The organism is Actinacidiphila glaucinigra (assembly GCF_035918135.1).
Classification (GTDB): Bacteria; Actinomycetota; Actinomycetes; order Streptomycetales; family Streptomycetaceae; genus Actinacidiphila; species Actinacidiphila glaucinigra.
Map to the genome: position 1 here is coordinate 7,562,143 of NZ_CP109144.1, position 25,821 is coordinate 7,587,963.

The 25,821-nt window shown below is 71.6% G+C and carries 27 protein-coding genes and 3 pseudogenes; 17 read left to right on the top strand and 13 right to left on the bottom strand.

Going from position 1 to position 25,821, the window contains the following annotated elements; genetic code table 11:
- The first annotated feature begins 817 nt into the window (after positions 1-817).
- The 4 genes from OIE69_RS34035 (at position 818) to OIE69_RS34050 (ending at position 5,300) form a co-directional block, all read left to right on the top strand.
- On the top strand, positions 818-1,345 hold the full coding sequence (locus tag OIE69_RS34035; RefSeq protein WP_326581496.1) for an endonuclease domain-containing protein: 528 nt from the start codon (positions 818-820) through the stop codon (positions 1,343-1,345).
- 637 nt (positions 1,346-1,982) lie between these two features.
- Positions 1,983-3,773 (top strand): group II intron reverse transcriptase/maturase, encoded by a 1,791-nt coding sequence (gene ltrA / locus OIE69_RS34040; protein WP_326578339.1) that lies wholly within the window; start codon positions 1,983-1,985, stop codon positions 3,771-3,773.
- 266 nt (positions 3,774-4,039) lie between these two features.
- A complete protein-coding gene (locus OIE69_RS34045; protein ID WP_326578341.1) occupies positions 4,040-4,357 on the top strand; it encodes a helix-turn-helix domain-containing protein in 318 nt (105 codons plus the stop codon).
- A 205-nt stretch (positions 4,358-4,562) separates the two neighbouring features.
- Positions 4,563-5,300 (top strand): integrase core domain-containing protein, encoded by a 738-nt coding sequence (locus tag OIE69_RS34050; protein WP_326578343.1) that lies wholly within the window; start codon positions 4,563-4,565, stop codon positions 5,298-5,300.
- Positions 5,301-5,332: 32 nt separating this feature from the next.
- On the opposite strand, the pseudogene OIE69_RS44815 reads toward OIE69_RS34050, so the two are convergent.
- Together OIE69_RS44815 and OIE69_RS44820 are read right to left on the bottom strand one after the other, a co-directional pair.
- Positions 5,333-5,602 (bottom strand): annotated as a pseudogene (locus tag OIE69_RS44815) (recombinase family protein); the annotation flags it as partial.
- Positions 5,603-5,687: 85 nt separating this feature from the next.
- A pseudogene (locus OIE69_RS44820) lies at positions 5,688-5,795 on the bottom strand (hypothetical protein); the annotation flags it as partial.
- A gap of 475 nt (positions 5,796-6,270) precedes the next feature.
- Here OIE69_RS44820 and OIE69_RS34060 point away from each other — a divergent pair.
- Positions 6,271-6,885 carry a flavin reductase family protein gene (locus OIE69_RS34060; RefSeq protein ID WP_089224593.1) on the top strand — a complete coding sequence of 205 codons (615 nt, stop codon included), beginning with the start codon at positions 6,271-6,273 and terminating at the stop codon, positions 6,883-6,885.
- 67 nt (positions 6,886-6,952) lie between these two features.
- On the opposite strand, the gene OIE69_RS34065 is transcribed toward OIE69_RS34060, so the two are convergent.
- Positions 6,953-7,981 (bottom strand): aldo/keto reductase, encoded by a 1,029-nt coding sequence (locus OIE69_RS34065; protein WP_326578348.1) that lies wholly within the window; start codon positions 7,979-7,981, stop codon positions 6,953-6,955.
- Between the two features lie 170 nt (positions 7,982-8,151).
- Between OIE69_RS34065 and OIE69_RS34070 the strand changes: the two genes are divergently transcribed.
- Complete coding sequence (locus OIE69_RS34070; protein WP_326578350.1) at positions 8,152-8,715, top strand: TetR/AcrR family transcriptional regulator; 564 nt, start codon at positions 8,152-8,154, stop codon at positions 8,713-8,715.
- Between the two features lie 7 nt (positions 8,716-8,722).
- On the opposite strand, the gene OIE69_RS34075 is transcribed toward OIE69_RS34070, so the two are convergent.
- The 4 genes from OIE69_RS34075 to OIE69_RS34090 all read right to left on the bottom strand — a co-directional run bounded on the left by OIE69_RS34075 (position 8,723) and on the right by OIE69_RS34090 (position 12,626).
- A complete protein-coding gene (locus OIE69_RS34075; RefSeq protein ID WP_326578352.1) occupies positions 8,723-9,400 on the bottom strand; it encodes a response regulator transcription factor in 678 nt (225 codons plus the stop codon).
- Entirely contained in the window at positions 9,388-10,560 is a 1,173-nt protein-coding gene (locus OIE69_RS34080; RefSeq protein ID WP_326578354.1) for a sensor histidine kinase, read from the bottom strand. The genes OIE69_RS34075 and OIE69_RS34080 overlap by 13 nt, the downstream gene beginning before the upstream one ends.
- 389 nt (positions 10,561-10,949) lie before the next feature.
- Positions 10,950-11,789, bottom strand: coding sequence for an oxidoreductase (locus tag OIE69_RS34085; protein WP_326578355.1), 840 nt, complete (start codon positions 11,787-11,789; stop codon positions 10,950-10,952).
- A 168-nt stretch (positions 11,790-11,957) separates the two neighbouring features.
- Positions 11,958-12,626, bottom strand: a complete 669-nt coding sequence (locus OIE69_RS34090; RefSeq protein WP_326578357.1) for a TVP38/TMEM64 family protein — start codon at positions 12,624-12,626, stop codon at positions 11,958-11,960.
- Positions 12,627-12,682: 56 nt separating this feature from the next.
- Between OIE69_RS34090 and OIE69_RS34095 the strand changes: the two genes are divergently transcribed.
- Complete coding sequence (locus tag OIE69_RS34095) at positions 12,683-13,390, top strand: DNA alkylation repair protein (RefSeq protein ID WP_326578359.1); 708 nt, start codon at positions 12,683-12,685, stop codon at positions 13,388-13,390.
- Positions 13,387-14,034: a class I SAM-dependent methyltransferase gene (locus OIE69_RS34100; RefSeq protein ID WP_326578361.1), complete on the top strand. Its 648-nt coding sequence runs from the start codon at positions 13,387-13,389 to the stop codon at positions 14,032-14,034. The genes OIE69_RS34095 and OIE69_RS34100 overlap by 4 nt, the downstream gene beginning before the upstream one ends.
- Here OIE69_RS34100 and OIE69_RS34105 read toward each other — a convergent pair.
- The gene (locus tag OIE69_RS34105; RefSeq protein WP_326578363.1) at positions 14,021-14,155 is read right to left on the bottom strand and encodes a hypothetical protein; all 135 of its coding nucleotides are present in this window, start codon (positions 14,153-14,155) and stop codon (positions 14,021-14,023) included. The genes OIE69_RS34100 and OIE69_RS34105 overlap by 14 nt on opposite strands.
- Before the next feature lie 71 nt (positions 14,156-14,226).
- Positions 14,227-14,433 (bottom strand): annotated as a pseudogene (locus OIE69_RS34110) (DUF6086 family protein); the annotation flags it as partial.
- 274 nt (positions 14,434-14,707) lie between these two features.
- Between OIE69_RS34110 and tuf the strand changes: the two are divergent.
- Together tuf and OIE69_RS34120 are read left to right on the top strand one after the other, a co-directional pair.
- Positions 14,708-15,880: an elongation factor Tu gene (tuf, locus tag OIE69_RS34115; RefSeq protein WP_326578365.1), complete on the top strand. Its 1,173-nt coding sequence runs from the start codon at positions 14,708-14,710 to the stop codon at positions 15,878-15,880.
- Between the two features lie 100 nt (positions 15,881-15,980).
- Entirely contained in the window at positions 15,981-16,835 is an 855-nt protein-coding gene (locus OIE69_RS34120) for a spermidine synthase (protein ID WP_326578367.1), read from the top strand.
- Here the strand turns inward: OIE69_RS34120 and OIE69_RS34125 are convergent.
- Both OIE69_RS34125 and OIE69_RS34130 read right to left on the bottom strand, forming a co-directional pair.
- On the bottom strand, positions 16,775-18,109 hold the full coding sequence (locus OIE69_RS34125; RefSeq protein WP_326578369.1) for an MFS transporter: 1,335 nt from the start codon (positions 18,107-18,109) through the stop codon (positions 16,775-16,777). The two genes, OIE69_RS34120 and OIE69_RS34125, sit on opposite strands and share 61 nt — an antisense overlap.
- A 110-nt stretch (positions 18,110-18,219) precedes the next feature.
- Positions 18,220-19,188 (bottom strand): hypothetical protein, encoded by a 969-nt coding sequence (locus OIE69_RS34130; protein ID WP_326578371.1) that lies wholly within the window; start codon positions 19,186-19,188, stop codon positions 18,220-18,222.
- A 73-nt stretch (positions 19,189-19,261) separates the two neighbouring features.
- Between OIE69_RS34130 and OIE69_RS34135 the strand changes: the two genes are divergently transcribed.
- From OIE69_RS34135 to OIE69_RS34150, 4 genes are all read left to right on the top strand, one after another.
- Complete coding sequence (locus tag OIE69_RS34135; RefSeq protein ID WP_326578373.1) at positions 19,262-19,714, top strand: DUF4442 domain-containing protein; 453 nt, start codon at positions 19,262-19,264, stop codon at positions 19,712-19,714.
- Between the two features lie 357 nt (positions 19,715-20,071).
- On the top strand, positions 20,072-20,563 hold the full coding sequence (locus OIE69_RS34140) for a hypothetical protein (RefSeq protein ID WP_326578375.1): 492 nt from the start codon (positions 20,072-20,074) through the stop codon (positions 20,561-20,563).
- Positions 20,551-20,718: a hypothetical protein gene (locus OIE69_RS34145; RefSeq protein ID WP_326578377.1), complete on the top strand. Its 168-nt coding sequence runs from the start codon at positions 20,551-20,553 to the stop codon at positions 20,716-20,718. Before OIE69_RS34140 ends, OIE69_RS34145 begins: the two co-directional genes overlap by 13 nt.
- 124 nt (positions 20,719-20,842) lie before the next feature.
- A complete protein-coding gene (locus tag OIE69_RS34150) occupies positions 20,843-21,499 on the top strand; it encodes a DedA family protein (RefSeq protein ID WP_326578379.1) in 657 nt (218 codons plus the stop codon).
- Between the two features lie 19 nt (positions 21,500-21,518).
- On the opposite strand, the gene OIE69_RS34155 is transcribed toward OIE69_RS34150, so the two are convergent.
- The gene (locus OIE69_RS34155; RefSeq protein WP_326578381.1) at positions 21,519-22,052 is read right to left on the bottom strand and encodes a gamma carbonic anhydrase family protein; all 534 of its coding nucleotides are present in this window, start codon (positions 22,050-22,052) and stop codon (positions 21,519-21,521) included.
- A 56-nt stretch (positions 22,053-22,108) separates the two neighbouring features.
- On the opposite strand from OIE69_RS34155, the gene OIE69_RS34160 reads away from it, so the two are divergent.
- The 3 genes from OIE69_RS34160 (at position 22,109) to OIE69_RS34170 (ending at position 24,996) form a co-directional block, all read left to right on the top strand.
- Positions 22,109-23,029: a pseudouridine-5'-phosphate glycosidase gene (locus tag OIE69_RS34160; protein ID WP_392567600.1), complete on the top strand. Its 921-nt coding sequence runs from the start codon at positions 22,109-22,111 to the stop codon at positions 23,027-23,029.
- Positions 23,030-23,069: 40 nt separating this feature from the next.
- Complete coding sequence (locus tag OIE69_RS34165) at positions 23,070-23,846, top strand: acyltransferase (protein WP_326578383.1); 777 nt, start codon at positions 23,070-23,072, stop codon at positions 23,844-23,846.
- 76 nt (positions 23,847-23,922) lie between these two features.
- Entirely contained in the window at positions 23,923-24,996 is a 1,074-nt protein-coding gene (locus tag OIE69_RS34170; RefSeq protein ID WP_326578385.1) for an NAD(P)/FAD-dependent oxidoreductase, read from the top strand.
- 18 nt (positions 24,997-25,014) lie between these two features.
- Here OIE69_RS34170 and OIE69_RS34175 read toward each other — a convergent pair whose 3' ends face one another.
- The gene (locus OIE69_RS34175) at positions 25,015-25,515 is read right to left on the bottom strand and encodes a helix-turn-helix domain-containing protein (RefSeq protein WP_392567693.1); all 501 of its coding nucleotides are present in this window, start codon (positions 25,513-25,515) and stop codon (positions 25,015-25,017) included.
- Positions 25,516-25,821 lie beyond the last annotated feature (306 nt).

Consider the following 25,821-nt stretch of genomic DNA (forward strand, 5'->3'; position numbering starts at 1 on the left):
TGATCTGACTGCTCTCGGAGGCTGGAAGGTCTATCAGACGACAACGAACTTGGGGGCGAAGGGCTCGGCGGGCCCTCTCAGTACATCTTCACCGCCGAACGGGGCGAGGTGAAGGCGGCCGATTCAACCAGTTGTGAGGACTGCAGCATGGTGACTTCGGGCCGAGCCGTTGGGTCACTGAGAGTGTCGAGAAGCGAATCGAGACGGCGATCGTAGCTTCTTCCTCACTCCTACATGCGTGCCGGCGGCAGCCGGTCGACGGCGGGATCGGAAAATTCGATTCAGGAGCACGCGATCGACCTTCGGCCATGCACAGGGTGCGCAGAGTTGAGGGTGAATGCCCGGTATCGAAGCGGTGGAGGGCTGGATTGCCGACTTCGCCCTCGCTGGAACACTCCTCTGCCAGTGCCCCTCGTCGTACCTGGTAGGAAGTGATGCCGGTGTTTCCCGCGGACTGCCTGAAGTAATGGTGTCCTGGATGCCGAGTGCTGAGCCATGCCAGACGAACCTAAGCAAGGGCACTGACAAGTGGGTCGGAGTTGGCGGGGTGCTGTGAACGGCATGTGACGAAGGCGGCGCACTGTCGCCGATGCCGTACGTCGAGCCTTCCCGAGTCGCCACTGTCTCAAGCTGATATGGCGCGTCACCATGCGCACACTTCCCCCACATTGCTTGCGCAGTCCCCCTACGCAACAAGAGGACCTTACACACACTCGCAAGACTCATGAAGACCCATTTTGACCCGTTCGCAGCTCTGCGTCTGCTTGATTTGTGGTATCTGCGGGGCTTGTCCCAAGTGTCTTGGAGCCGCTCGGGCATGGCGAGGAGTTCATCACGAATCTGGCTTACCGCACCCGGTTGGCATGGATGCAGCACCAAACCGCTGCGCCCGTACACCAGGGAGTTGGAAGGCCGTCTCTACTCGACGCTCAGCAAGAAGCCCGGATCACTCAAAGTGTCCGGGTGGAGGTGCGCCGTCTGCCAGGAAGCCCCCGCCAGTGTGATCGACCGCTGCCACGAGCACGGCTGCGCCCGTGCTCCTGTCTGCCAGGCCTGCAACACCCACGAACGGCGAACTACCTCTATCGCAACGACGTCTACGTCACCGACCGCTACGCGTCCCTCTTCCACACTGACGCGGAGGACTGGCTCTCGGCACTGGCACCGCCGCCCCGGCAGCCGCGCTCGCACCACGTTCCCGCTCCCGCACCTGGTCGCACTCACCGCCCAAAGGCTCACGCGGCGGAAGGCCACCAGGCTTCGACGAAGATCGGTAGAGGAAGCGCAACATCATCGAACGAGCGATCAACCGGCTCAAGGTGCGACACGAAGTCGCACACGTTAAGTGGGAAGGCCGAAGGAAGGAGAGATGTGCTGACCCCGGATTAGTGTCCGTATCCGTTCCCGCGCTCACGTGCGTCGTCGGTAACGGCGGGGTGTGAAGCTGAGCGTTCAAGCCCAAGAGTTCCCCGACCACCGGGTAACAACAGGCGAGGGAAGGGCTGGACGGGTGAACCGCGTGAACCCCCGTTGATGTCTCGTAAGGTTGAAGCTGCCTGGTGGTCTGCAGTCAGCAGCTACAGAACCCGACGCTGAGAGGCGTCAGGCGACTTCCGGAGATTTGAGACCGGAAGGAGGACACCGCCGGTTCCGGGATAGAGGGGGCACCCACCCCAGTCGCAACTTACGTGTGTGGAACGTGGAAACCCCGATGGAGTCCGGGTCACAGCCCGGTAAGCCAACCGCGAGGGAGGCCCAACTCTCCAGCGGGAACAGGATGGTCCAAGAAGCGAATGCCGGTAGATCGAAAGATCAGAGGAAACTCGGAGGCGACCTTCACGCCTCTTGCTATAACTCGCCGGATACGGGTCCTGGTGACCCGACCTGAAAGGGTGCCCACGTGGACCAGGTGAGCCTTTGTAGTATCCCGAGTAAAGAGTCAGAACCTGGCGGACAAGTTAGACGCGAGGAGGAACTTACAGTTGGAGTTATCCAAGCCTGCTGGGCCTTCCATAGCGAACGGACCCCAGGACGGACGTCTCGACTGGCACAGCATCGACTGGGCCGGAGCCGAGGAGAACGTACGGCGTCTGAGACAGAGGATCTTCAAAGCGACACAGGCAGGGGACCTTAAGAAGGTCCGCAATCTGCAAAAGCTCATGCTGAGAAGCCGCAGCAACACGCTAGTGAGCGTGAAGCGGGTGACACAGCAGAGCAGGGGCCGCAAAACGGCTGGCATCGACAGGGAACGTGCCCTCACTCCCCAGGCGAGAGCACGAATGGCAGTTGAAATCGACGGCCAGACACAGCCCTGGCGAGCCAGGCCCGTCAAGCGGGTCTACATCCCGAAGAGCAACGGAAAGCAACGACCACTTGGCATCCCCGTCATGCGTGACAGGGTGATCCAAGCACGAGTGAAAAACGCGCTGGAACCAGAGTGGGAAGCCCGGTTCGAATCACGTTCTTACGGATTCAGGCCGGGCCGCGGCTGCCACGACGCCATCCAGGCGATCTTCAGCACCGCGAAGGGCAAGGCCGCCAAGCGCCAGTGGGTACTGGACGCCGACCTGGCTGCCGCGTTCGACCGCATCGACCATCCCCACCTGCTCGACGCCGTCGGGCAATTCCCAGCCAGGGAATTGATCCGGCAGTGGCTGAAGGCTGGCGTGGTCGACAACGGACGCTTCACCCGGACCGATGAGGGAACCCCTCAGGGCGGTGTGATCAGTCCTTTGTTGCTCAACATTGCTCTGCACGGAATGGAGGAAACCGCAGGAGTCCGATTCGCCACCCGCAAAGGAAAAGTCATGTGGGCTGCGAAAGGAACTCCGATCCTGGTGCGTTACGCCGATGACTTTGCCGTGTTCTGCACGAGCAAGGAGGAAGCGGAGACCGTCAGGTCGCGTCTGGCCGAATGGTTGCAACCCCGAGGACTTCGCTTCAATGAAGAGAAGACACGGATCCTCCATCTTTCGGATGGGTTCGATTTCCTGGGGTTCAACATCCGCCGCCATGGCGACAACCTGATCATCACGCCCAGCAAGGACGCGGTCAAGAGAGTCCGGAACCGACTGAGATCTGAGATGCAGGCCCTGCTCGGACAGAGCATCACAGTCGTACTGCGTCGACTCTCCCCTGTCGTCAGGGGCTGGTCCGCGTATTACCGGACGGTGGTGTCCAGTCGCACATTCTCGGCACTGGACAGCTATGTGTGGACGCTCACCTACAAGTGGGCTAAGCGCACCCACCCGAAGAAGTCGAAGCATTGGATCGTGAACAAGTACTTCGGCAGGCTCAACCGGTCCAAGATGAACAACTGGGTTTTCGGGGACCGCGCCACAGGGGCACACCTCCCCAAGTTCGCATGGACCAACATCAGACGGCACCAGTTGGTCAGGGGTAAATCGTCACCTGACGACCCTGAACTCCGTGATTACTGGAGTCAACGCCGCCAAACGCGCACACCGCCACCGATGGACAAGATCAGCCTTACCCTGGCAGCCCGCCAGAAGGGAATCTGCCCGCTGTGTCGTCAAGCGCTCATCGTCGGCGCGGAATACGAGCCCGACAGTCCACGCGAGTGGATCGAATGGTTCGACGCGATGAAGAAGCGGTTGCACAAACACCACTTCACCTACCGGCGACATGGCGGCTCTGATGAGAGCAAGAACCTTCGACTCGTCCACTCGGAATGCCATCGCCAGCACCACGCAGGCGACAGCGTTCGGAGAACAGCAGAACCTGTGAAGCCTCCGGGCTTGCTTGAGCCGTGATGCCTGGAAACAGGCACGTCCGGTTCTGAGGGGGCCGGGCCACGGCAACGTGACCCGGCTACCCGACCAACACCGGGCCGTGGCTACCCGCTACGACAAACGCTGGTACGTGTACCTCGGCACAGCCACCGCAGCAGCCCTAGTCATCTGGCTCCGAACACGATCGCCCGGACAACTCCTAGTCGAGGGTGGGGTTGTCGCGCGTCAGACTTTGTGGCAGGGCTCGTTTCTTGCGGGTCCTGTCCCGTGAAGGAGTCTGATCGATCATGGTGAGACCGCCGGCGGTGCCGCCGGAGGAGAAGGTCCGGATCGTGCTGTCGATCCTGGCCGGTGAGATGACCGTTGCCGAGGCCGCGCGGCGGGCGAAGGTGTCCGAGCAGTCGGTCGGGAACTGGAAGCGCCAGTTCCTGGAGTCCGGCCGGGCCGGGCTGGCGGCGGGGAGGTCCGGCCCGAGCAGCCGTGAACAGCAGCTCGAGGCCCAAGTCGCCGACTTGACGCAGGCGCTGGGCGAGGCCGCGGTCGAGTTGCGGGTGTGGAAGAAGTCCGCGGAGGGCCGGCCGGGCCCTTCGAGGACCTCGAGGTGATCCGCGTCGATGCGGGCATGCCGACCGCGAGGTTCTGCCGTCTGATCGGCGTGCCCGAGCGGACCTGGCGCCGCCATCAGGCCGTGCCCGCCGCGATGCCGAGCCGCGGGGGGCGTGGCCGCGTCCGGCCTGCGAGCAGGTCCGCGACACCGCCCGTCGGCACGCGCTCGCGCATCCGGCGTGGGGGCATCGCAAGGTGTGGGCGATGTGCCGATGGGACGGCCATCGGGTCTCGCAGGCCACCGTGCTACGGCTACTACGGGACGAGGGCCTGCTACTGGAGGCGAACTACCAGCGAGAAAGACGGCAGCTCGCTGCCCGCCGCAAGGCCGCCTTCGACACCGAGCCGATCGGCCCGAACCAGGTCTGGCAGCTGGACTTCTCCGAGTTCGAGACCGCTGCGAGCGGGACCTGGCGGCTTGCAGGCTGCCGGGACTACTGGTCGAAGTACGAACTGGGATGGCACATCTCGCCCACCGCGAACCAGCACGACGCGATCGCCGCCGTCGAGCTCGCCCTGGCAGAAGCTGCGCGGCTGGCCGGCAGGCCGCTGGCACAGCTTGCCCCACGGGACGCCGACGGCGCGGTGCAACCGCTGGTCACGATCGTCACCGACAACGGCGGACCGTTCCGCTCGTTCCGGTTCGAGGCGTTCATCGCCACCCGCCCCGAGCTACGGCACGTCCGCACCCGGGTCCGCACGCCGGGGCAGAACGGGTCACGCGAGCGCGGCTTCGGCTCGCTGAAGTACGAGAAGCTGTTCCTGGAGGAGATACCCGACGCCCTCGACCTGGTCCGCCACGCCGAGGACTACCGGCTCGAATACAACACGGTCCGGCCCCACGAGGCACTCGCCTGGAACCGCCCCCACGACGTCCACACCGGCGCCGCCGACCCTCTCGTCCCCAACTTTCCCGAACCCGAAAACCTGCCAGTTACTTGACGCGGGACAGGGTCGACCCGGTGGCGTCCGCCGTAGGAGACCATGCCGGCATGGCGCGGGTTGCGGAGCATCTCGCGGACCATGGTGGCCGACCATCGTGCTGCGGCAGGTGGCATGACTTTGCTGTCGTTGAGTTTCTTGGCGAGGCTGTAGGCGGACTCGCCCGCTGAGGAAGTCGTCGCAGAGCGCGGTGACAAACTCCGCTTCTGCGGGGAGGGTTTTGCCCTTGTAGGGCCCTTGCGGATCCATCCGTAGGCGATGCGGCCCCGGATCCTGCCGTCCTGGGCGGTGGCGAGGTCCATTCGGGTGACCAGGGGCGGATTTCAGCGCCATCACACACAACATCCGAGCCATGTGTCGGCCGCTGTCGTTGATGAGGTTCATGCGGCCGCCGGTGGCACCGATCACCGGGCGCTTGACGTACTCGACGATGTCGACGAGGTCTTGCAGATCCCGCGGCTGACGAACCAGGCGGTCCAGGTCGTAGAAGATCACTCCGTCGATGACGCCGGCTGCCAGATCACTGAGGAGTTCTCGGAAGTTCGGAGGGTGACCACCCAGTCGATCGTCCCGTTGGCGCGCACGACCTTGCGTTTCTTGGACGCCGAGGTGTCGATCTCCTTTTAGGCCTCTGCGAACGATCCCCAGCGCAGCCGTGGCCGAGTGTCCTTGGCGTCTTCCTCCTGGCGGTCGACTCCGGCTTCGATACGGTCGGAGGATGTCCGCAGACAGGCAACCGGTCGCTTGGGGAGGTAAGCGGCCAGTTCGTTGTTGAGGTTCAGGGTGATGCGGCCGCTGCGTGCCTGCGGCGGAATGTGTATTTCGTCCCGCTCGTGTGACGTGGACATGGAGTGGTCGAATCCGGTGAGTCCTGCCTTCCGGTACCAGGCACTCTCATCGGAACCTCGCGTTTGGCCAGGGCGGAGAGATCGGACATGATCTGCACCCGCCGAGGGGGATACTGGGCGCCATGCGTATCGACTTCGATCCCGAGGCCATGGGCCGGACCCCGTTCTACAAGCTCCTGACCTCGGTGGTCGTCCCGCGCCCCATCGCCTGGGTCTCGACGCTCAGCGAGGCGGGGACGGCCAACCTCGCACCGCACTCCTTCTTCACCGTCGCGTGCGTCAGCCCGCCGGTCGTGCAGTTCACCTCGGTGGGGCGGAAGGACTCGCTGCGCAACATCGAGGAGACCCGGCAGTTCGTGGTCAACCTCGCGCCCGAGCACCTCTTCGAGCAGATCAACGCCACCGGCACCGACTTCCCGCGCGGCGTCAGCGAGTTCGACGCGGTCGGCATCGCCCGTGAGCCCAGCCGCGCGGTCAAGCCGCCCCGCGTCGCCGCCTCGCCCGTCGCCCTGGAGTGCGAACTCCACAGCACGGTCACCCTCGGCGACTCGACCGTGGTCTTCGGCCGCGTCGTCCACGCCGCAGTCTCCGAGGCCGCGATGGTCGAGGGCCATCCCGACGTCCGCAGGCTCCGCCCGCTGGCCCGCCTCGGCAAGGACGAGTGGGGCACGACCGGCGAGGTCCTGGAGATCTCCCGCATCCGCTACGCCGACTGGCCCGGCGTCACCCAGGGCTGACCGGCGCACCGGGCCGGCGCACCGGGCCGGCCGTCCTGTCCGGTGCGCCGGCCCGGGCCGGTGGGCGTCAGGCGCGGTGCCGGCGGCGGAGGGACGGGTCGAGCAGGGCCGGCGGGGTGTCGAACTTCTCGTGCGGGGCGAGGTCGAGGCCGGGGGCGACGATCGCGTCGATCGCGTCCAGCACGTCGGCGGTCAGCACGGTGTCCGCGGCGGCGAGGTGCGCCCGCAGGTGGTCCGGTGTGCGGGGGCCGATGATCGCGGCGGTCACGGCGGGGTGCGCCGTCACGAAGCCGAGGGCGAGCTGGACCATGGTCAGGCCGGCCTCGGCGGCGACGGCGGCCAGCCGTTCCACGGCGTCGAGCCTCGCCCGGTTGGCGGGGAGGGCGGTGTCGAAGCGTTCCGGCATGAACGCGGAGCGGCTGGTGGTGATCTCCCGGCCCTCGCGGATCGCGCCGGACAGCCAGCCCGAGGCCAGGGGGCTCCACGCCAGCACGCCGAGGCCGTACTCCTCGGTCACCGGCAGCACATGGGTCTCGGCGCCGCGCTGCAGGATGGAGTAGCCGGGCTGTTCGGTGACGTACCGGCCCAGGTGGTGCTCGCGGGCGGCCCACTGGGCCTGCACGATCCGGTACGCGGGGAAGGTGGAGGAGCCGAAGTAGCGGATCTTGCCCGCGCGTTGCAGGTCGGTCAGGGCCGACAGGGTCTCCTCGTCGCCGGTCGCCGGGTCCCACCGGTGGATCTGGTAGAGGTCGACGTGGTCGACGCCGAGCCGGCGCAGGCTGTCCTCCAGCGCCCTGACCAGCCAACGGCGTGAAGCGCCGCGGTGGTTGCGCCCGTCGCCCATCGGCATGGCGGCCTTCGTGGCCAGCACGACGTCGTCGCGGCGGCCGGCGAGGGCCTTGCCGACCATCTCCTCCGACTCGCCGGCGCCGTACATGTCCGCGGTGTCGATGACGTTGATGCCGGCCTCGAGGGCGGCGTCGACGAGGGCGGTGGCCTCGTCCTGGGTGGTGCGCCCGATGCTGCCGAAGTTCATCGCGCCGAGCGCGAGGGAACCGACCTGCACGCCGGTGCGGCCGAGGGTGCGGTACTGCATGACGGTGTTCTCCCTTGCGGGTGGGGTGTGGTGGCACTGCGCGGCACAAGCGCGCACGACTTGGTCCCGGGGCGTGCGCCCTGGCATCATGAGGAAACGGAACCTTGTTCCGTTAACGATACGGAACGAGGTTCCGTTTCGCAAGGACGGATCGTGGAAGGAGCGGCACGGTGGCAGAGCGGTCAAGGCGGGCGGACGCCCGGCGCAACGAGGAGAGCCTGCTCGAGGCCGCCGCGGCGGCCTTCGTCGCGTCTGGCGTGGAGGCCCCGGTGCGCGACATCGCGGCCCGCGCCGGCGTCGGGACGGGCACGATCTACCGCCACTTCCCGACCCGGGCGGATCTGATCATCGCCGTCTACCGGCACCAGGTCGACGCCTGCGCCGAGGCCGGCCCCGCGCTGCTGGCGGGCGGCGCGACCCCGCACACCGCGCTGGCGCGGTGGATCGACCTCTTCGTCGACTTCCTGGTGACCAAGCACGGGCTCGCCGCCGTGCTGCAGTCCGACAACGCCGGCTTCGAGGCGCTGCACGCCTACTTCCTCGACCGCCTCCTGCCCGTGTGCGCCGAACTGCTGGACGCCGCAGCCGCCTCCGGGGAGATCCGCTCCGACGTGGAGGCGTACGCGCTCATGCGCGGTGTCGGGAACCTCTGCATCGGCGCGGACAGCGACCCCCGCTACGACGCACGCCTCCTGGTCGGCCTCCTCGTCGCGGGCCTGCGGCAGGCGGACTGATCCGCCGTCAGACCAGGCCCGCCCGGTACACCGCCAGCGCGATCTGGACCCGGTTGTTCAGGTCGAGCTTGGTCAGGATGTGCGAGACGTGCGCCTTCACCGTGGGGACGCTCATGTAGAGCGACGCCGAGATCTCGGCGTTGGTCCTGCCCAGTGCCACAGCGAGCGCCACCTCCCGCTCCCGGCCCCCCAGGAGGCCGAGCAGCCGCTCCGCCTCGCCCCGGTCGTCGGGGCGCGCGCCCGCCGCTTCCTCGCCGCCGCCGGTCACGGCGCCGATGAGCTGCTTGACGGCGGCCGGCGACAGGACGGGTTCGCCCGCCACGACGTTCCGCACCGCGGCGACGATCTGGGACGGGGGCGTGTGCTTGAGGACGTAGCCCGCCGCCCCGGCCCGCAACGCCTCCAGGACGTAGCCGTCCGTGGTGAACGTGGTCAGGATCAGCACCTCGGGCGGCCGCGGCCCGCGCCGTAGTTCGGCGGTGGCCCTCAGACCGTCCATCCGCGGCATCCGGATGTCCATCAGCACGAGGTCGGGACGGTGCGCCTCGACCAGCGGCAGGACCTCCGTGCCGTCCGCCGCCTCGGCGACCACCTCGATGTCCTCCGCGCCGGACAGCATCATGCGCAGGCCGGACCGCACCAGGGGGTCGTCGTCCACGATCAGGACACGGGTCACCTGCTCCATGGCAGCCAGATCTCCAGGGCGAAGTCGGTGGGTGTGAGGGTGCGGCGCATGCTGCCCCCGGCCAGGGCCGCCCTCTCGTTCATTCCGACCAGCCCCTGGCCGGCGCCTTCGGGACGCTCGGGGCGGTCCTGCCGCACCGGGTTGCCCGCCGTGATGGTCAGCCCGTCCCGTGCCCCGCCGGTCAGCGACAGCCGCAGCGGGCCGTCCGGCGCGTGCTTGCGGTGGTTGGTGAGGGCTTCCTGCAGGATGCGGTACGCGGCCCGGCTCGTGGCGGGGTCCATGGTCGTCAGGTCCTCCGTGTCCCGGTGCACCTCCACAGTGGCGCCGGCCGCGCGGGACTCCTCGACCAGCCGGTCCAGGTCGGCCACCGCGGGCTGCGGGGGCTCGGCGTGCGCGTGGACCGTGGGGGTGCGCAGGACGCGCAGCACGTCCTGGAGGTCCTCCAGGGCCTGGCCGGCGCTCTGCCGGATCACACCGGCGGCCTCGGCGATCTGGGCGGGTGAGGCGGTGGGATGGAACTCCAGCGCGCCCGCGTGCACGCTGAGCAGGGTCAGCCGGTGGGCCAGCACGTCGTGCATCTCGCGGGCGATCTCCTCCCGGGCGTGCTGGCGGGCCTGCTCGGCCTTCAGATCCGCCTCCCGCTCCGCCCGCGCCGCCCGTTCCCGCACCCCGGACACGTACAGACCCCAGCCGACGGCGCCGCTCACGGACGCCACGGCGGACACGGTCTCCGCGGAGGTGAGGGGCCCGGAGTACGGGGCGAGCACGAGCTGCGCCGGTACCGGCAGCAGCGCCACGCCGGTGACCCTGAGGGTGGTCCGCAGGGGGCAGGTGGCGGCCACGGTGAACAGCGCCACCAGCAGCGGAACGACCACGGGCCAGACGACCGCCGACGCCACGAGGGCCAGGGCCAGGGCCACCGGGTGCCGTCTGCGCCAGAACAGGGACACACAGGCCAGCAGGGGGAACACCGCTCCCCGGACCGCCCACAGGGTCGGCATCAGCGGACTGAGGAACGCGCCGCTGGACAGTCGCGGGTAGACGTGCGCGCCCCACAGCTCGGCCCGCATGACGACGACCGTCAGTGCGGCGGCGCCGACCACCACGCCCGCGTCCGCGAGCACCGGGTGCCCGTGCAGGGCCCGTCTCACATCGATCACGCACGCAACCGTAAGCGCCCTTCCCGGCTCGCGACAAAAATACGGGCCACCTCGGCGGACCTCTATACCAAAGTATAGGGACGTCCGGTGCGCATCGTTCTTCGGAATGGGAAAGCACGCTGCCCGCGGCTGGATTCGGGAATTCCATCGCTCCTTTCGTCCGGACCCGAATTCCGGTGGCCCGGGAGCCGCGGCCCCGCCCCCGGATAACGGGTGCGGAAACACGTCGCGCTCACCTTCGGCGGCGGGCCCGGCGCGCCCGTACCGTAACTGCCGGACAATCTCGTGGAAAGGAAGACCGGCGCCGTGTTGCTATTCCGGGGAAAGGCCGGCTCGCGGTGCGCGAAGGCCATGGAACAGGCTCGGGAGCCCGGCGGCGGCGCACCGGGTCACGCGTCCGCCGGGAAGTCGGTGGACGCCGTCACGTCGGTCCACGCGGCGAGGTCGCCCGCCAGTCGCCGCTGCCCCTGCTCGACCAGGCGCAGCGCGTCGGTACCGAGCACGAGGTGGACGGGCGGCGCGTCGGACTCCAGGACCCGGAGCACGGCCCGGGCGGCGAGGGCCGGGTCGCCGGTCTGCCTGCCGCTCCTGGCCCGGCGGGCGGCACGGATCGGGTCGAAGAGGGCGTCGTAGTCGGGTACGGTGCGCGGCGCCCGGACCATCGAGCGGCCGGCCCAGTCGGTACGGAACGAGCCGAGCGCCAGCGAGGTGACGTGGATGCCGAAGCCCGCGACCTCCTGGGCCAGCGACGCGGTGACGCCCTCCATGGCGAACTTGCTCGCCCCGTAGAAGGCGACTCCGGGCAGCGCGGTCAGGCCCGCCATGGACGACACCGAGAAGATGTGGCCGCCGCGGCGCCGGCGCATGTGGGGCAGCACCGCCTTGATGACCGCGACGCTGCCGAAGACGTTGACGTCGAACTGGCGCCGCAGGTCGTCCATGGAGGACTCCTCGACGGTCCCCTCCAGGCCGTAGCCGGCATTGCTGATCAGCACCTCGATGGGGCCGGCGTTCCGCTCGGCCTCGTCGACCACCGCGACGACGGCGTCCTCGTCGGTGACGTCCAGGACCCTGCCGGTGGCGCGGCCGGGGGCGAGGGCCTCGAACTCGGCGACCTGGTCCGGCCTGCGGACGGTGCCGATCACCCGGTGCCCGGCGGCCAGCGCCTCCTGGGCGAAGGCGCGGCCCAGGCCGCTGCCGACGGCGGTGATGAAGAACGTCCGGTGCACAGCGCAACTCCTCGGCGACGACGGATGTGCGGGGACCCGTCCGGCCGGGTGCCGGCCCGCGCCGGAGTGCCCCGCGCCGGAGTCCGCGTGCCGATCATGGGCCGGGAGGCGGCACCGGTGCCACGACCGGCTCCCTCCCTGCTGGGAGGCGGAACCTCCCAGCAGAGGTCACCGCTTGCGGCGGGTGCGGGCGGCGACGACGACGGCGGCGAGGCCGGTGACGGCGATGAAACCCATCGCGAGGAGGAAGACCGGTGACGTCGGCGTCGTGGCGCGGCTGCCGGCGATGACGTAGGCCCCCGTGTTCGGCACACTGCCCAGCGCCGTGGCCAGCAGGAAGGGCGCGAGGCGCATCCGTGAGAGCGCCGCGCTGTAGTTGGCCGCCGCGAAGGGCACGCCGGGGAAGAGCCGCATCGCCAGCATCGTGCGGAAACCGTGCTCGCTGAGCTGGCGGTCCGCGGCGAGCAGCACCCGTCCGCGCAGCAGCGGTCGCAGCGCGTCCCGCCCGAGGATGCGGCCCAGCACGAAGGCGAGACCGGCGCCGAGCACCGTGCCGGCGAGGGCCGCGGGCAGTCCGGCCTGGGCGCCGAAGAGCGCCCCGGCGCCGACGTTGAGCAGCGGGCGCGGCACGAAGGCGAGGGCGCAGAGCCCGTAGCCCGCGGCGAAGAGCACCACGGCGGCTGCGCCCGTGAGTTGGGCGGGCCAGCCGTGCGCGAGCAGCCGCTGCGGCTCCCAGAGCAGCACCGAGGCGGCGGCCCCGGACAGGAGGACGACCAGCAGCGCCAGCCGGGCCCACGACGCCGGGCGCGGGCGCGAGAGGGTGGTGACCTCGGACATCCCGCGAGCCTAGCGGAGGAGGATGTCGCTCCGGTGCCGCCGCGTACCGTGGGGCCATGGCCCCTCCCGCCCCGGTCGTGCCGGACAGCGCCCTCGCGGACCTCGTGCTGCCGCGCCTGACCTCGGCGTACGCCGCCGCCGCCGACCCGGTGCGGGCCGCCTCGGCGGCGGCGTACATGCGGGACGCGTTCCCGTTCCTCGGCATCGCCACGCCCGCCCGGCGTACCCTGTCCCGCGCCGTGCTCACCGGCACACCTCGCCCGGACGAGGCCGACTGCACGGCCGTCGGCCTGCGTTGCTGGGAGCTCCCCGAACGGGAGTACCGCTACTTCGCCGTGGACTATCTGCGCCGCCACGTGGGGCGCTGCTCCTCGGACTTCCTCGCCACGGCCCGGCACCTGATCACGACCGAGCCGTGGTGGGACACCGTCGACCTGCTCGCCGCGCACGTCGTCGGACGGCTCGTCGCCGCCGACCCCGCCCTGGTGGGCGCGATGGACGAGTGGATCGAGGACGAGGACCTCTGGCTCGCCCGCACCGCGCTGCTGCACCAGTTGACGTACAAGGCGGACACCGACCCCCGGCGGCTGTTCCGCTACTGCCTGCGGCAGGCGGACCACAGGGACTTCTTCGTCCGCAAGGCGATCGGCTGGGCGCTGCGCGAGTACGCCCGCACCGATCCCGGCGCCGTTCGGGCGTTCCTCGCGGAGGCGGGGGCGCGGCTGTCGCCGCTGTCGGTACGGGAGGCGGGCAAGCACCTGTGAACGGGACCGGCGGGCGCGGCCGTCTGCGCCGCAGCTACGACACCGTGGCCGAGGAGTACCAAGAGCGCATCGGCGACGAGCTGGCCCACAAGCCCCTGGACCGGGCCCTGCTGGCCGCCCTCGCCGAACAGGCCGCCGACGGCGCGCCGGTGGCGGACCTGGGCTGCGGCCCCGGCCACGTCACGGCGTGGCTCGCGGCGCGCGGCGTGCGGGCCGTGGGGATCGACCTGTCGCCGGGGATGGTCGCGCTCGCCCGCCGCGAGCACCCCGGGACGCAGTTCCGCGAGGGCGACCTGCTGTGTCTCCCGGCGGCGGACGGCGAGTTCGGGGCGGTCGTCGCCCTGTACTCGGTGATCCACCTGACGCCGGGGGAACTGGGGGCCGCCTTCGGCGAGATGCGGCGGGTGCTGCGGCCCTCCGGCCGGGCGCTCGTGGCCTTCCACACCGGGGAGGAGACCCGTCGGGTGACGCAGTGGTGGGGGCACGAGGTCGACGTCGACTTCCACTTCCACGACGCCGCGACGGTCTCCGGGGCGCTGGCCGGGGCCGGGTTCGTGATCGAGGCGAGGATGGAGCGGGCCCCTCACCCGCAGGAGGCGGAGACCCGGCGCGTCTACGTCCTCGCCCGCGTCAGCGGGGCATGAAGCGGGACACCTCGCGTGCCTTCTCCCGCAGCGCGACGTCCCACGGGTCGTCCTCCTGCCAGGGCACCTGGACGTCCCTGAGTGCCCCCTCCGGCGCCGGGGCCGACCAGTCGGCGTCCACGCCGGGTGCCCGGCGAGCACCGGCGCGGTCGCCGTGAACCCCTCGCCCAGCGCCCGCATGACGCCGTGCCGGGTGTTCCGGTACCGGGCGAGCAGGGCGTCGACGAACCTGCCGAGGACCACCGGGTCGATCTTCGCCTCGTCGTTCTCCATGGGGCCGATGCCGGAGGGCAGGCCCAACTCGCCCTCGGTCAGCGCCAGGTGGCGCAGGAACATCGCGGACACGCCGTTGGACGGGTTCCGGAGGGTCTCGTCACCGAGGTCGTAGTACTGGCTCACGGGGCCGGAGCGCGGCCCGCCGGAAAATCGTTCGACCAACGGCCGCGGTGTGCCCGATGATCGACGGCATGTTCCGGTACGCCCTCAGCGCAGATACGTCCGCAGTCGCGGACGCGCTGCAGGCTGCCCCGGCACCGGCTTTCTCGGCCAACGCGTTCGGCGGCGCCCGAATCTGACCCTTCCCGGACAGTCCGGCGGACCCCGCAGGGGGAGGGTCGGCGCGGTCCAGGGGTCCCGCACGCGAGGCGATGAATCGACTTACCGAGGAAGCAGCATGCCCAAGCAGGCGTACGTGCGCACCAAGCCGCACCTCAACATCGGGACCATGGGTCACGTCGACCACGGCAAGACCACGCTGACCGCAGCCATCACCAAGGTGCTCAGCGCCCGCGGCTCCGCCGCGTTCGTGCCCTTCGACCGGATCGACAAGGCCCCGGAGGAGGCCGCGCGGGGGATCACGATCACCATCGCGCACGTCGAGTACGAGACGGACACCCGGCACTACGCGCACGTCGACATGCCGGGACACGCCGACTACGTGAAGAACATGATCACGGGCGCGGCCCAGCTCGACGGGACGATCCTCGTCGTCTCGGCCCTCGACGGTGTCATGCCGCAGACCGCCGAGCACGTGCTGCTCGCCCGCCAGGTCGGGGTCGAGCACATCGTCGTGGCGCTCAACAAGGCCGACGCCGGCGACCCCGAGCTCACCGACCTGGTCGAGCTGGAGGTGCGCGAGCTGCTGTCCGCCCAGGGCTACCCGGGCGAGACGCTGCCCGTCGTACGGGTGTCGGGGCTGCGGGCGCTGGAGGGCGACCCGCGGTGGACGGCGGCGATCGAGGCGCTGCTCGACGCGGTCGACACCCACGTGCCGATGCCGCACCGCTACACCGACGCCCCGTTCCTGCTGCCCGTGGAGAATGTGCTGACCATCACCGGGCGCGGCACGGTCGTCACCGGCGCCGTGGAGCGGGGCACGGTCCGGGTCGGCGACCGCGTGGAGGTGCTCGGCGCGGACACGGCGAGCGTGGTGACCGGTCTGGAGACCTTCGGCAAGCCGATGGAGGAGGCCCAGGCCGGTGACAACGTGGCGCTGCTGCTGCGCGGCGTGGCCCGGGACGTCGTCCGCCGGGGCCACGTGGTGGCCGCGCCGGGCAGCGTCACGCCGAGCCGCCGGTTCCGGGCGCGGGTCTACCTCCTGCCGGCCGCCGAGGGCGGGCGGCGCACCGGGATCGCCAGCGGCTACCGGCCGCAGTTCTACGTCCGCACCGCCGACGTCGTCGGCGACGTGGACCTGGGCGGGGCGGGGGCGGCCCTGCCGGGGGCGACCGTCGAGATGACGGTCGAGCTGGGCCGGGCGGTGCCGCTGGAGCCGGGGCTCGGCTTCGCGATCCGCGAGGGCGGCCGCACCGTCGGCGCGGGTACGGTGACGGCGCTCGCCGAGTGAGCCGGGCCCGCTGAGCCGGGCCTGCTGAGCCGGGCCGCCCGAGCGCGGGGGTCCGGGGGTTCCGCCCCCGGGCCCCCGCGTGTGCTGGGAGAATCACCGCGTGGAGGACGACGGACGCATACCCGTGACCCAGGACGTGGACTTCGGCGCGGCCAGGCTGCTGCCCGACGTGGACCGGCCCGGGGGCTGGCTGCTCACGGTCGACGGGGCCCCACAGTCGTACGTGGACCTCGACGACCCCACCCACCTGGAGTTCGAGTACGTCCGGCGGCTCGCCTACGTGCTGGACGAGGCCGCGCCCGAGGGCGCGCCGCTGGACGTCGTCCACCTGGGCGGCGGTGCCCTGACACTGCCCCGCTACACCGCCGCGACCCGGCCCGGTTCGCGGCAGCGGGTCGTGGAGGCGGACCGGGCGCTCGCGGCGCTGGTGGCCACGCGGCTCCCGCTCGGACGCGGCGGGGACGGCGTGGCGATCACGACCGACGACGCCCGCGCCTGGCTGGAGGGCGCCCCGGACGCGTCGGCGGACGCCCTCGTGGCGGACGTGTTCGGCGGTTCGCGGGTGCCGGCGCACCTGACCTCGCACGAGTTCGTCACCGAGGCGGCCCGTGTGCTGCGCCCCGGCGGCCTGTACCTGGCGAACCTCGCGGACTCGGCGCCCTTCGACTTCCTGCGGCCGCAGATCGCGGGCCTGCGCGAGCTGTTCGGCCAGGTGTGCCTGATCGCCGAGCCTGGCGTGCTGCGGGGCCGCCGCTTCGGCAACGCCGTGCTGGCCGCGAGCCGCGCCCCGCTGCCCGTGGACCGGATCGCCCGGCGCACCGCGTCGGACGTCTTCCCCGCACGGGTGGTGGACGGCGACGCGCTGGAGGTGTTCGGACGGGGTGCGCGGCCGGTCTACGACAGGGACGCGGTGCCCTCGCCGATCCCGCCCGACGGCTCCTTCGGTGTCGGCTGACCGCCCTGGGCGACCGTCCGGCCGCCCCCGCGGTCGTCCACGCGCCTCAGCCGCCGCACCTCGGGCACGGTGAGCACCGCGCCGGTCAGCAGCACCGTCAGCCCCGCGCAGCCCCACAGCGCCCCGTACAGGCCGAAGGCGTCCGCGGCCGGGCCGGCCAGGGCCGTGCCGATCGGCATCATGGAGACCGAGCCGAACCAGTCGTAGGCCGCGACGCGGGAGAGCTTGTCCTCGGGGATCTCCTGGTGCAGCGCCATCATCCAGGCCACGCCGAACACCTCGATCGACATGCCCGCCACCAGCATCGCGCAGGCCAGCAGCGGCACCGGGACCGCCAGCGCCAGCGCGGCGGCGGGCAGCGAGAACGGGAAGACGCAGAGCACCCCGGCGAGCAGGATGCGGCGCGGCCGCCAGCGGAGCATCAGCAGCCCGCCCAGCAGGTTCCCGGCGCCGAAGGCGGCCAGGGCGGCGCCCCACGGCCCGGCTCCACCGAGGTGCTCGCGGGCGACGAGCGGCCCGTACACCGCGTCGGCGGCCGTGATCACGGCGTTGACCACGGAGAACTGCACCACGATGCCCCACAGCCAGCGCCGCGAGGCGAACTCCCGCCAGCCGTCGCGCAGATCGCCCAGCAGACCACCGCCGCGGCGTTCCGCCCGGTCGCGCAGCGCCGCCGGGGACACCCGCAGCAGCGAGCGGAGTCCCGCCGCCACCGCGAAGCACGCCGCGTCCACCGCCAGCACCCAGCCGGGTCCCGCGAGGGCGACCAGGGCCCCGGCGAGCGCGGCACCGCCGACGTTCGCCCCGTTGACGCCGAGCCGGAACACCGCGAAGGCGCGGGCCGCGTGAGCGGAGTCGACGGTCGACAGCAGCATGCCCTCGTTGGCGGGGGCGAAGAAGGCCTGCCCGGTGCCGCCCAGTGCGGAGAGCACCGCCATGTGCCAGATCTCGGCCCGGCCGGTCAGCACCAGGACCGCGAACAGGCCCTGCGAGACGGTGTTGAGGCAGTTGGCCGCGACCATGACCCGGTGCCGCGGCAGCCGGTCCGCGACCGCGCCGCCGATGAGCAGGAAGACGACCAGCGGGACCGTCCGCGCGGCGGCCACCAGTCCGATCTCCGTACCGCCGCCGCCCGCCTGCAGTACGGCGAACGCCGACGCGACGACGGCGCCCGAGGCGCCGAGCCCGGTCACGAAGGCGGAGGCGGCGAGGAGCCGGAAGTTGCGGCTGGCCCAGTCCGGGAAGTGCAGCCGGTGCGAGACGTCGCGTTTCACCCGGGGACTATCGTCGCTCGCCCGGTCTTTGGCAAACCGATTTCCGGCCGGTGGCCGGGGCGAGCCCGGGGGCCGGGGTCACGGCCGGGGTCGCGGCCAGAGCTACGGCCTCAGCCGACCAGCCGGACGCTGTCGCGCACCTTCGCCACAGTCCCGGCGTCGGTCGCGCCCGCGTAGCCGCTGTCCACGATCAACAGCCAGGAACGGACCTCCTTGTCCTTGCCGAGGAAGGTGAAGCTGTACGAGGTGCCGTCGGCCGCGCACTTCCCCTCCATCCCGGTCGCGCGCGTGGAGGCGATCCAGCCGCGCACGCCCTGGGCGTTGGTGTAGGCGCGGGGCGCGGCCTCGGTGAGCTTGGTACGGCCCTCCTTGTTGTACTTGGCGTACGCCCAGTTGTAGGCCTCGTTGACGGCCTCGGTCTTCAGGCTCTTGGCGCCCTTGCCGCCCTTCACACCGGCCAGCCCGCGTTCGTCGGTGCCGCACCACTTCTCGTCGAGGACGGCCGCGCCACCGGTGACGACCCGGTTCTTGTCCCACTCGTAGCCGATGAGCAGGCCCTGGGGTTTGGCCGTCCAGGCCTTCGGGATGTCGTAGGCGACGCCCATGTCGCTGCGCACGACGGTCTGCCAGCCGGGCACCACGGGCTTGATCGTGTCCTCGCCCGGGTTGCCACGGGCGTCGTCCGGGCCGGGGCCCTCCTCGCCGGCGGTGGCGGAGGGCGTGGGGGCGGTCGTTTCCGGCGTGCTCGAGGAGGCGACCGGCGAGCCGCCGGTGGACGGGCCGGCCTGCGGGCCCTTGTCGTCCCCGGTGAGTTTCACGGCGACCAGCACGCCGGCGGCGATCACCGCGACCGCGGCCACCACCGACACCGCGATCACCGCGCCCCGCCGGCCCCCGGGCGGCTTCGGCGGCCCACCCGGCCCGGGCGGCGGCCCCCACATCTGCGGAGGCTGCTGGTAGGCGGGGTGCTGCTGCGGCTGGTAGGGGGAGGGCTGCTGCGGGTGCCCCCACGGGGGCTGGTTCTGCGGGGGCTGCTGCGGGTACTGCGGTCCCCCCGGTTCCTGCTGTCCTGGCCACATGGCTCGAAACACTAGGGGTTGAGCCGCCGCGGTTCCACGGAAGCGTTGATTACTTGCTGGTAACATCCGGCCCATGCCCGAGAACCAGCCGCAGATAGGCGAGCTCATGGCGGCCACCGTGCCGATGGCCGCCACCCTCAGCATCGAGTTCCTGGAGACCACCGCAGAACACGCCGTGGTCCGCCTCCCCGACCAGCCCGCCTACCACAACCACGTCGGCGGCCCCCACGCCGGCGCGATGTTCACCCTCGCCGAGACCGCCAGCGGCGCCGTCGTCCTCGCGGCCTTCGCCGACCGGCTCTCCCGGGCCGTACCCCTCGCCGTCCGCGCCGAGATCGGCTACAGGAAGCTCGCCATGGGCCCGGTCACCGCCACCGCCCGGCTCGGCCGCCCCGCGGCCGACGTCATCGCCGAACTCGACAGGGGCGAGCGCCCGGAGTTCCCCGTCACCGTCGCCATCCAGCGCGAGGACGGTGCCGTGACGGGCGAGATGACCATCGTCTGGACGCTCCGCCCCAACAGCTGACGCATTGACGCGTTCCGGGCCGCCGGGGTGTATGGCGAATCCCTGGTGAACCCTTCACGACCTCCGCCTCTCCCATTACGTTTACGCACGTAACAGCAGAACAGGGGGGCACATGAGCAACCGGTACCTCGGCAGTCCCGGATCGCGCGCGCCCCTGTACGGCGGCGATCGCGGCGGTTGCAAGTGAGGCCGGAGCCGCCACGTCGCTCCGCACACAACGGAAACGAGCTTGTCGCGGCGCTGAACGCCGAGTTCGGTGCGGACGCGCCACAGGCGTTCACGTCCCGGGAAGGGGAGCCCGAGGCGGCCGTCGCGATCATGCGTGGCGGCCGCTCGTCGGTGTCCGTGCTCCCCGGCGTGGACACCTACATCCTCAGCTTCCGTCGCGACGCCTGGGAATGGGCACACGGTGCCACACCGGACAGGCATCGGGTCGCCCAGGCGGCGGTTGCCTGGGTCACGGGGACCGGGCTGGAGGAGATGGCCGCGAGGTGGCCGTTCGTGAGGTTCTCCGAGCTGCAACTGGCCTACGAACGGGGTGACCCGCTGGAGACGCAGTGGCGGATCGTCCGCCGTGACGCCTCGGAGCTGTACCGGGAAGTCGTGGAACCGGCCGCGCGGCATCCGGTGGTCAGCAGATTCTTCCCGGGCCTGGGACACAACTTCCTGTTCATGCCGCACGCCTTCAGTTCCGAGGTCCTGGCGTCGGTGATCTTCGAAACGGACGGACGGTTCAGGCTCTACGCGCCCGGACGTCAAGGGCCTGTCCACGTGGGGCCCGCCCCCCGCGTGGTCGACGTACTCGCGGAACACCTCGACGGTCTGGAGCGCCGCGCATGTCATACGTGATCGTCGGATTCTGCGGTGTGTTCGCCGGCATCCGGGCCCTGGTGCTCCTCCGCCGGCAGAGGGGCCTGCGGGCGGAACGGTCTTCGCGGACGATCCTGCGGCCGCGAGTGCCGGCCGTGCTCGCGGCCGGGGTGCTCGTCCCGGCACACGCCTGAGCGGCCGGCCCGGCCCCGGCCCCGGGCGACGGCGACAGGCAGGGCCGCACGTCGGCTACGCTGCAACGACGCGCGCATGTGCGCGCGTCCTCACATCCGACCGCCCTAGGGGGAGGAAGCGGCCTTGCACGTCCAGGAGTGGCTCGGCACGATCCCGCCGGTCAGCGTCTACCTGCTGGTGGGCCTCGTGATCGGCCTGGAGAGCCTGGGCGTCCCGCTGCCGGGCGAGATCATCCTCGTCAGTTCGGCGCTGCTCGCCTCCCAGGGGCACGTGGACCCCTGGGTGGTCGGCGTCTGCGCGTCGGTCGGCGCGATCGTGGGCGACTCGATCGGCTACGCCATCGGCCGCCGCGGCGGCCGGCCCCTGCTGGACCGGCTGGGCCGGCGCTTCCCCAAGCACTTCTCGGCGGCGCACATCGCGACCGCCGAGGCGTCGTTCACGCGCTGGGGCATGTGGGCGGTGTTCTTCGGGCGCTTCGTGGCGCTGCTGCGGATCTTCGCCGGCCCGCTGTCGGGCGTGCTGAAGATGCCGTACTGGAAGTTCCTCACCGCCAACGTCCTCGGCGGCATCGTGTGGGCGGGCGGCACCACCGCCGTCATCTACTACGTGGGCATCGTCGCCGAGCCGTGGCTCAAGCGCTTCTCCTGGCTCGGCCTGGTGGCCGCCGTGCTGATCGGCCTCGGCTCGTTCCTCGTCGTACGCCGCCGGGCCAAGGCCGCGGCGAAGGCCCACGAGGCCGCCGCGCCCGAGGCGGACGCCGTGGCGGCGACCGCCGACTGAGCGGCCGGGCCCGGGGCGGTCAGTCCCGGGCGAAGGCCGCCCGGTGGGCGTCGGCCAGCCGGACGTAGTGCTCGGCGTTGATCCGCACCATCTCGCGCTCCTCCGCGGTGAGCTCGCGGCGCACCTTCGCCGGTACGCCCGCCACCAGCGACCCCGGGGGCACCCGCATGCCCTGGGGGACGAGCGCGCCCGCCGCGACGAGCGAGCCCGAGCCGATGTGCGCGCCGTTGAGGACGGTGGCGCCCATGCCGACCAGCACGTCGTCCTCGACGACGCAGCCGTGCAGCACCGCGTTGTGGCCCACCGTGACGCCCGCGCCGATCACCGCCGGGAACCCGGGATCGGCGTGCACCGTGGAGTTGTCCTGGATGTTGCTGCCCTCGCCGACGCTGATCGACTCGCAGTCGCCGCGCAGCACCGCGTGGTACCAGGCGCTCGCGCCGGCCGCCATCGCCACGTCGCCCAGCACCACCGAGGTCGGCGCGGTGAAGGCGGCGGGGTCCACCCGGGGCGTGCGTCCGGCGACGTCCGCGATCAAGGCTCTCTCCGTCATGGGGATCACCGTAGTCCGGTGATTGCGCCGATCGCGTGGCGGGTAGCGCGTAGATCGTGCTGAAGTTCTCCGATGACGTGATCATCGCGCTGGAAACGGGAGCCCCGATCGTCGCCCTCGAGTCGACGATCATCTCCCACGGCCTGCCCCGCCCCCGCAACCACGCGGTGGCGCTGGAGTTGGAGGCGGCCGTGCGCGAGGCCGGCGCCGTGCCCGCGACCATCGCGGTGCTGGACGGCGTGCCCCACATCGGGCTCGACCGCAAGGGCCTGGAGCGCATCGCCGGCGACGAGGGGATGCGCAAGCTCGGCCACCGCGACCTGCCCGTCGCGGTCGCCACCGGGGCGAGCGGCGCCACCACCGTCTCTGCCACCGCCTACCTCGCCGCCCGTGCCGGGCTGCGGGTCTTCGCCACCGGCGGACTGGGCGGCGTGCACCGCGGATGGACCGACGAGCAGGACGAATCCGCCGACCTGAGGCTGCTGGCCGGGACGCGGATCACCGTCGTCTGCGCCGGGGTGAAGTCGATCCTCGACGTGCCCGCCACCCTGCAGCGCCTGGAGACCCTCGGCGTCACCGTGGTGGGCTACGGGACGGCGGAGTTCCCCGGCTTCTACCTCAGCGGCTCCGGGCAGCCCGTGGACTGGACGGTACGCACGCCCGACGAGGCCGCCTGCGTCATGGCCGCCCAGGACGACCTCGACGGCCCGCCGTCCGCGGTGATCCTCGCCAACCCCGTGCCGGAGCACGAGCAACTCGACCCGGCCCTGCACGACCGGGTCCTCGCGGAGGCGCTGGCCGCCGCCGAACGCGAGGGTGTCACCGGGCAGGCCGTCACGCCGTTCCTCCTCGGGCACCTCGTGGAGCACACCGGCGGCGCCAGCCTGGAGGCGAACCTCGCCGCCGTCCGCGGCAACGTCCGCCTGGCCGCGCGGGTCGCGGTCGCGTGGACGGAACGCGGCGCACATCACATCTGATCGCCCGGCCGCGCCCCCGCCCCCTCGGTACGGTGGGCGCGTGCCGAAAAACGAGAACCTGTTCTCCTCCGTGGCGGCCTGGCGCCGCCGCGCCGTCTCGCGACTGGTGCACCGCGGCTGGCGGTGGGTCCAGAACGCGGGTTCCGTCTCCGCGGACCGCCCCGGCCCGCTGCGCTTCGGCCGGATCGGCGCCGGCACCCGGCTGGCGTTCCCGCAGGGCACGATCTTCGGCGAGCGGTGGATCCACCTCGGCGAGTGCTGCATCATCGGCGAACAGGTCACCCTGACCGCCGGGATGATGCCCGGCCTCGACCTCGGCCCCGACCCCGTCGTCCGGCTCGGCAACGGCGTCGTCCTCGGCCGCGGCAGCCACGTCATCGCCTCCCGGCCGGTCGTCTTCGGCGACGACGTCTACTGCGGGCCGTACGTGTACGTCACCAGCGACAACCACTCCTACGACGACCCGCACGAGCCCATCGGCCGCCAGTGGCCGCGCTCGGCGCCCGTCGAGATCGGCTCGGGGAGCTGGCTCGGCGCGGGCGCGGTGATCCTGCCGGGGGCCCGGATCGGGCGGAACGTCGTCGTCGCGGCCGGTGCCATCGTGCGGGGCGAGGTCCCCGACCACTCGGTGGTGGCGGGCGCGCCGGCCCGGGTCGTCCGGCGCTGGACGCCCGAGCGGGGATGGGAGCCGCCGCTGCGGACGCCCGCGCCGCGTCCCGTTCCCGCCGGGGCGACCCATCAGCAGCTGGCCGCGCTCGCGGGGCTGGAGCCCGAACTCCTCGCGGGGCTGGAGGAGAAGCTCGCCTCCGAGGCCTGACCGGCGTGCGCGGCGCCTCTTGCCGAAACGGCATGGAACGTTGCCTCCCGCCGGCGGCCGGAGTGATCGTGCCGCCATGGACGAGAACGACAGCGACATCGGCGGGCACAGCATCGAGGCACCGGGCGGCGTGTGGGACGTGGTGGTCGTCGGGGGAGGCGCCGCCGGACTGTCCGGCGCGCTGACCCTGGCACGGGTACGGCGGCCGGTGCTGGTGATCGACGCGGGCGAGCCCCGCAACGCCCCCGCCGCCGCGGCACACGGACTGCTGGGACGCGACGGCATCGCCCCCCTGGAACTGCTGCGTAGGGGGCGGGAGGAGGTCGCCTCCTACGGCGGCCGCGTCGTCGCCGGACGCGTCACGGCGATCCACCGCGACGGCGGCCGTTTCGTGGTCGAGTGCGCGGACGGACGCCGGACGGCGGCCCGGCGGGTCCTGGTGGCCTCCGGCCTGGTCGACGAACTGCCGGACGTGCCGGGCCTGGCGGAGCGATGGGGCAGGGACGTGGTGCACTGCGTGTTCTGCCACGGCTGGGAGGTTCGGGACACCGCGGTCGGGGTGCTGGGCAGTTTCCACCAGGCCCTGCTGTTCCGGCAGTTGTCCGAGGACGTGACGCTGTTCCCGCAGCCCGGCACGGATCTGACGTCCGATCAGTGGGAACAGCTCGCCGGACTGGGCGTCGGCGTCGTGGAGGGCGCCGTGAGCGGCCTGGAGACCGACGACGCCGGTCGGCTTGCGGGGGTGCGCCTCGCCTCCGGGTACACGGTGCCCGTCCGCGTGCTCGCGGTCGCCCCGCGCTTCACGGCCCGGGCGTCCTTCCTCGGCGGCCTCGGCCTGGCCGTGCGGGAGCATCCGGCGGGCTTCGGGGAACAGCTCACGGTGGACGCCTCCGGCTTCACCGGCGTCGACGGCGTGTGGGCCGCGGGGAACGTCGGCGACCTGATGGCGGGCGTCCCGGCGGCCGCGGCGGCCGGGACGACCGCGGCGGCGGCCATCGTCATGGACCTGCTGGCGGACGACGCCCGCGCTGCGGCCCGGTCCCGCCGGGCCGGTGACGCCGAGGTGTTCGGCGGGCGGATGGAGGCCGAGGTGACGCGGCGCGTGCTCGGTACGCGGGCGCACGGGGTGGACCCGCTGCCGGGGACGTGACCTGCGGTCGCGCCGGTCTCAGGCGGTGCGGGTCCGCAGATGGGCCCGCTCGCCCTGCCGCCCGAACAGGACGAGCAGCTCGACGGGATGCTCGCCGTCGGGGCCGAGCCAGTGCGGGACGTGGGTGTCGAACTCCGCGGCCTCGCCCGGCTTCAGGACCACGCGCCGGTCGCCGAGGAGGAGCAGCAGCCGGCCGGCGAGGACGTAGACCCATTCGAAGCCCTCGTGGGTCTTCAACTCGGGCTCCGTGCCCGGGTGCGGCGGGATCAGCAGCTTGTGCGCCTGGATCCCGCCGGGTCTGCTCAGCGGCACGTACGTCAGACCGTCGCGGGTGACCGGCCGCAGGTGGATACGGGGATCGCCGGTGCGGGGCGCGCCGACGAGCTCGTCCAGCGGGACCGCGTGGACCTCCGCCAGGGTCAGCAGCAGCTCCAGGGTCGGCTTGCGCCCGCCGCCCTCGAGACGGGACAGGGTGCTCTCGTTGATCCCCGTGCGCTCGGCCAGCTCGGCCAGGGTCATGCCGCGCCGGCGCCGCAGCTCGCGCAGCCGGGGCCCGACAGCGTCCAGCACGTCTTTCCTCGTGGCTCCCACACGCCCAGGTTGCCGAAACGGCACGGCGGAGTGCAACCCGGGCAACAGGCCGCCGACAGAGGCCTTCGCCGAGCGGACGGGCCGGCGCATCGAGACGTCCTTCCGCCCCGCCACAAGCTCCGTGCGGCGCGGCGCACGAGGCCGTTCACGACCTCCGCCGCGGTGCCCGCACGGCAATCCACCCCGAGCTCACCGGAAGGGCCCCCGACCGCGGTCGGGGGCGTGCGCTGCGAG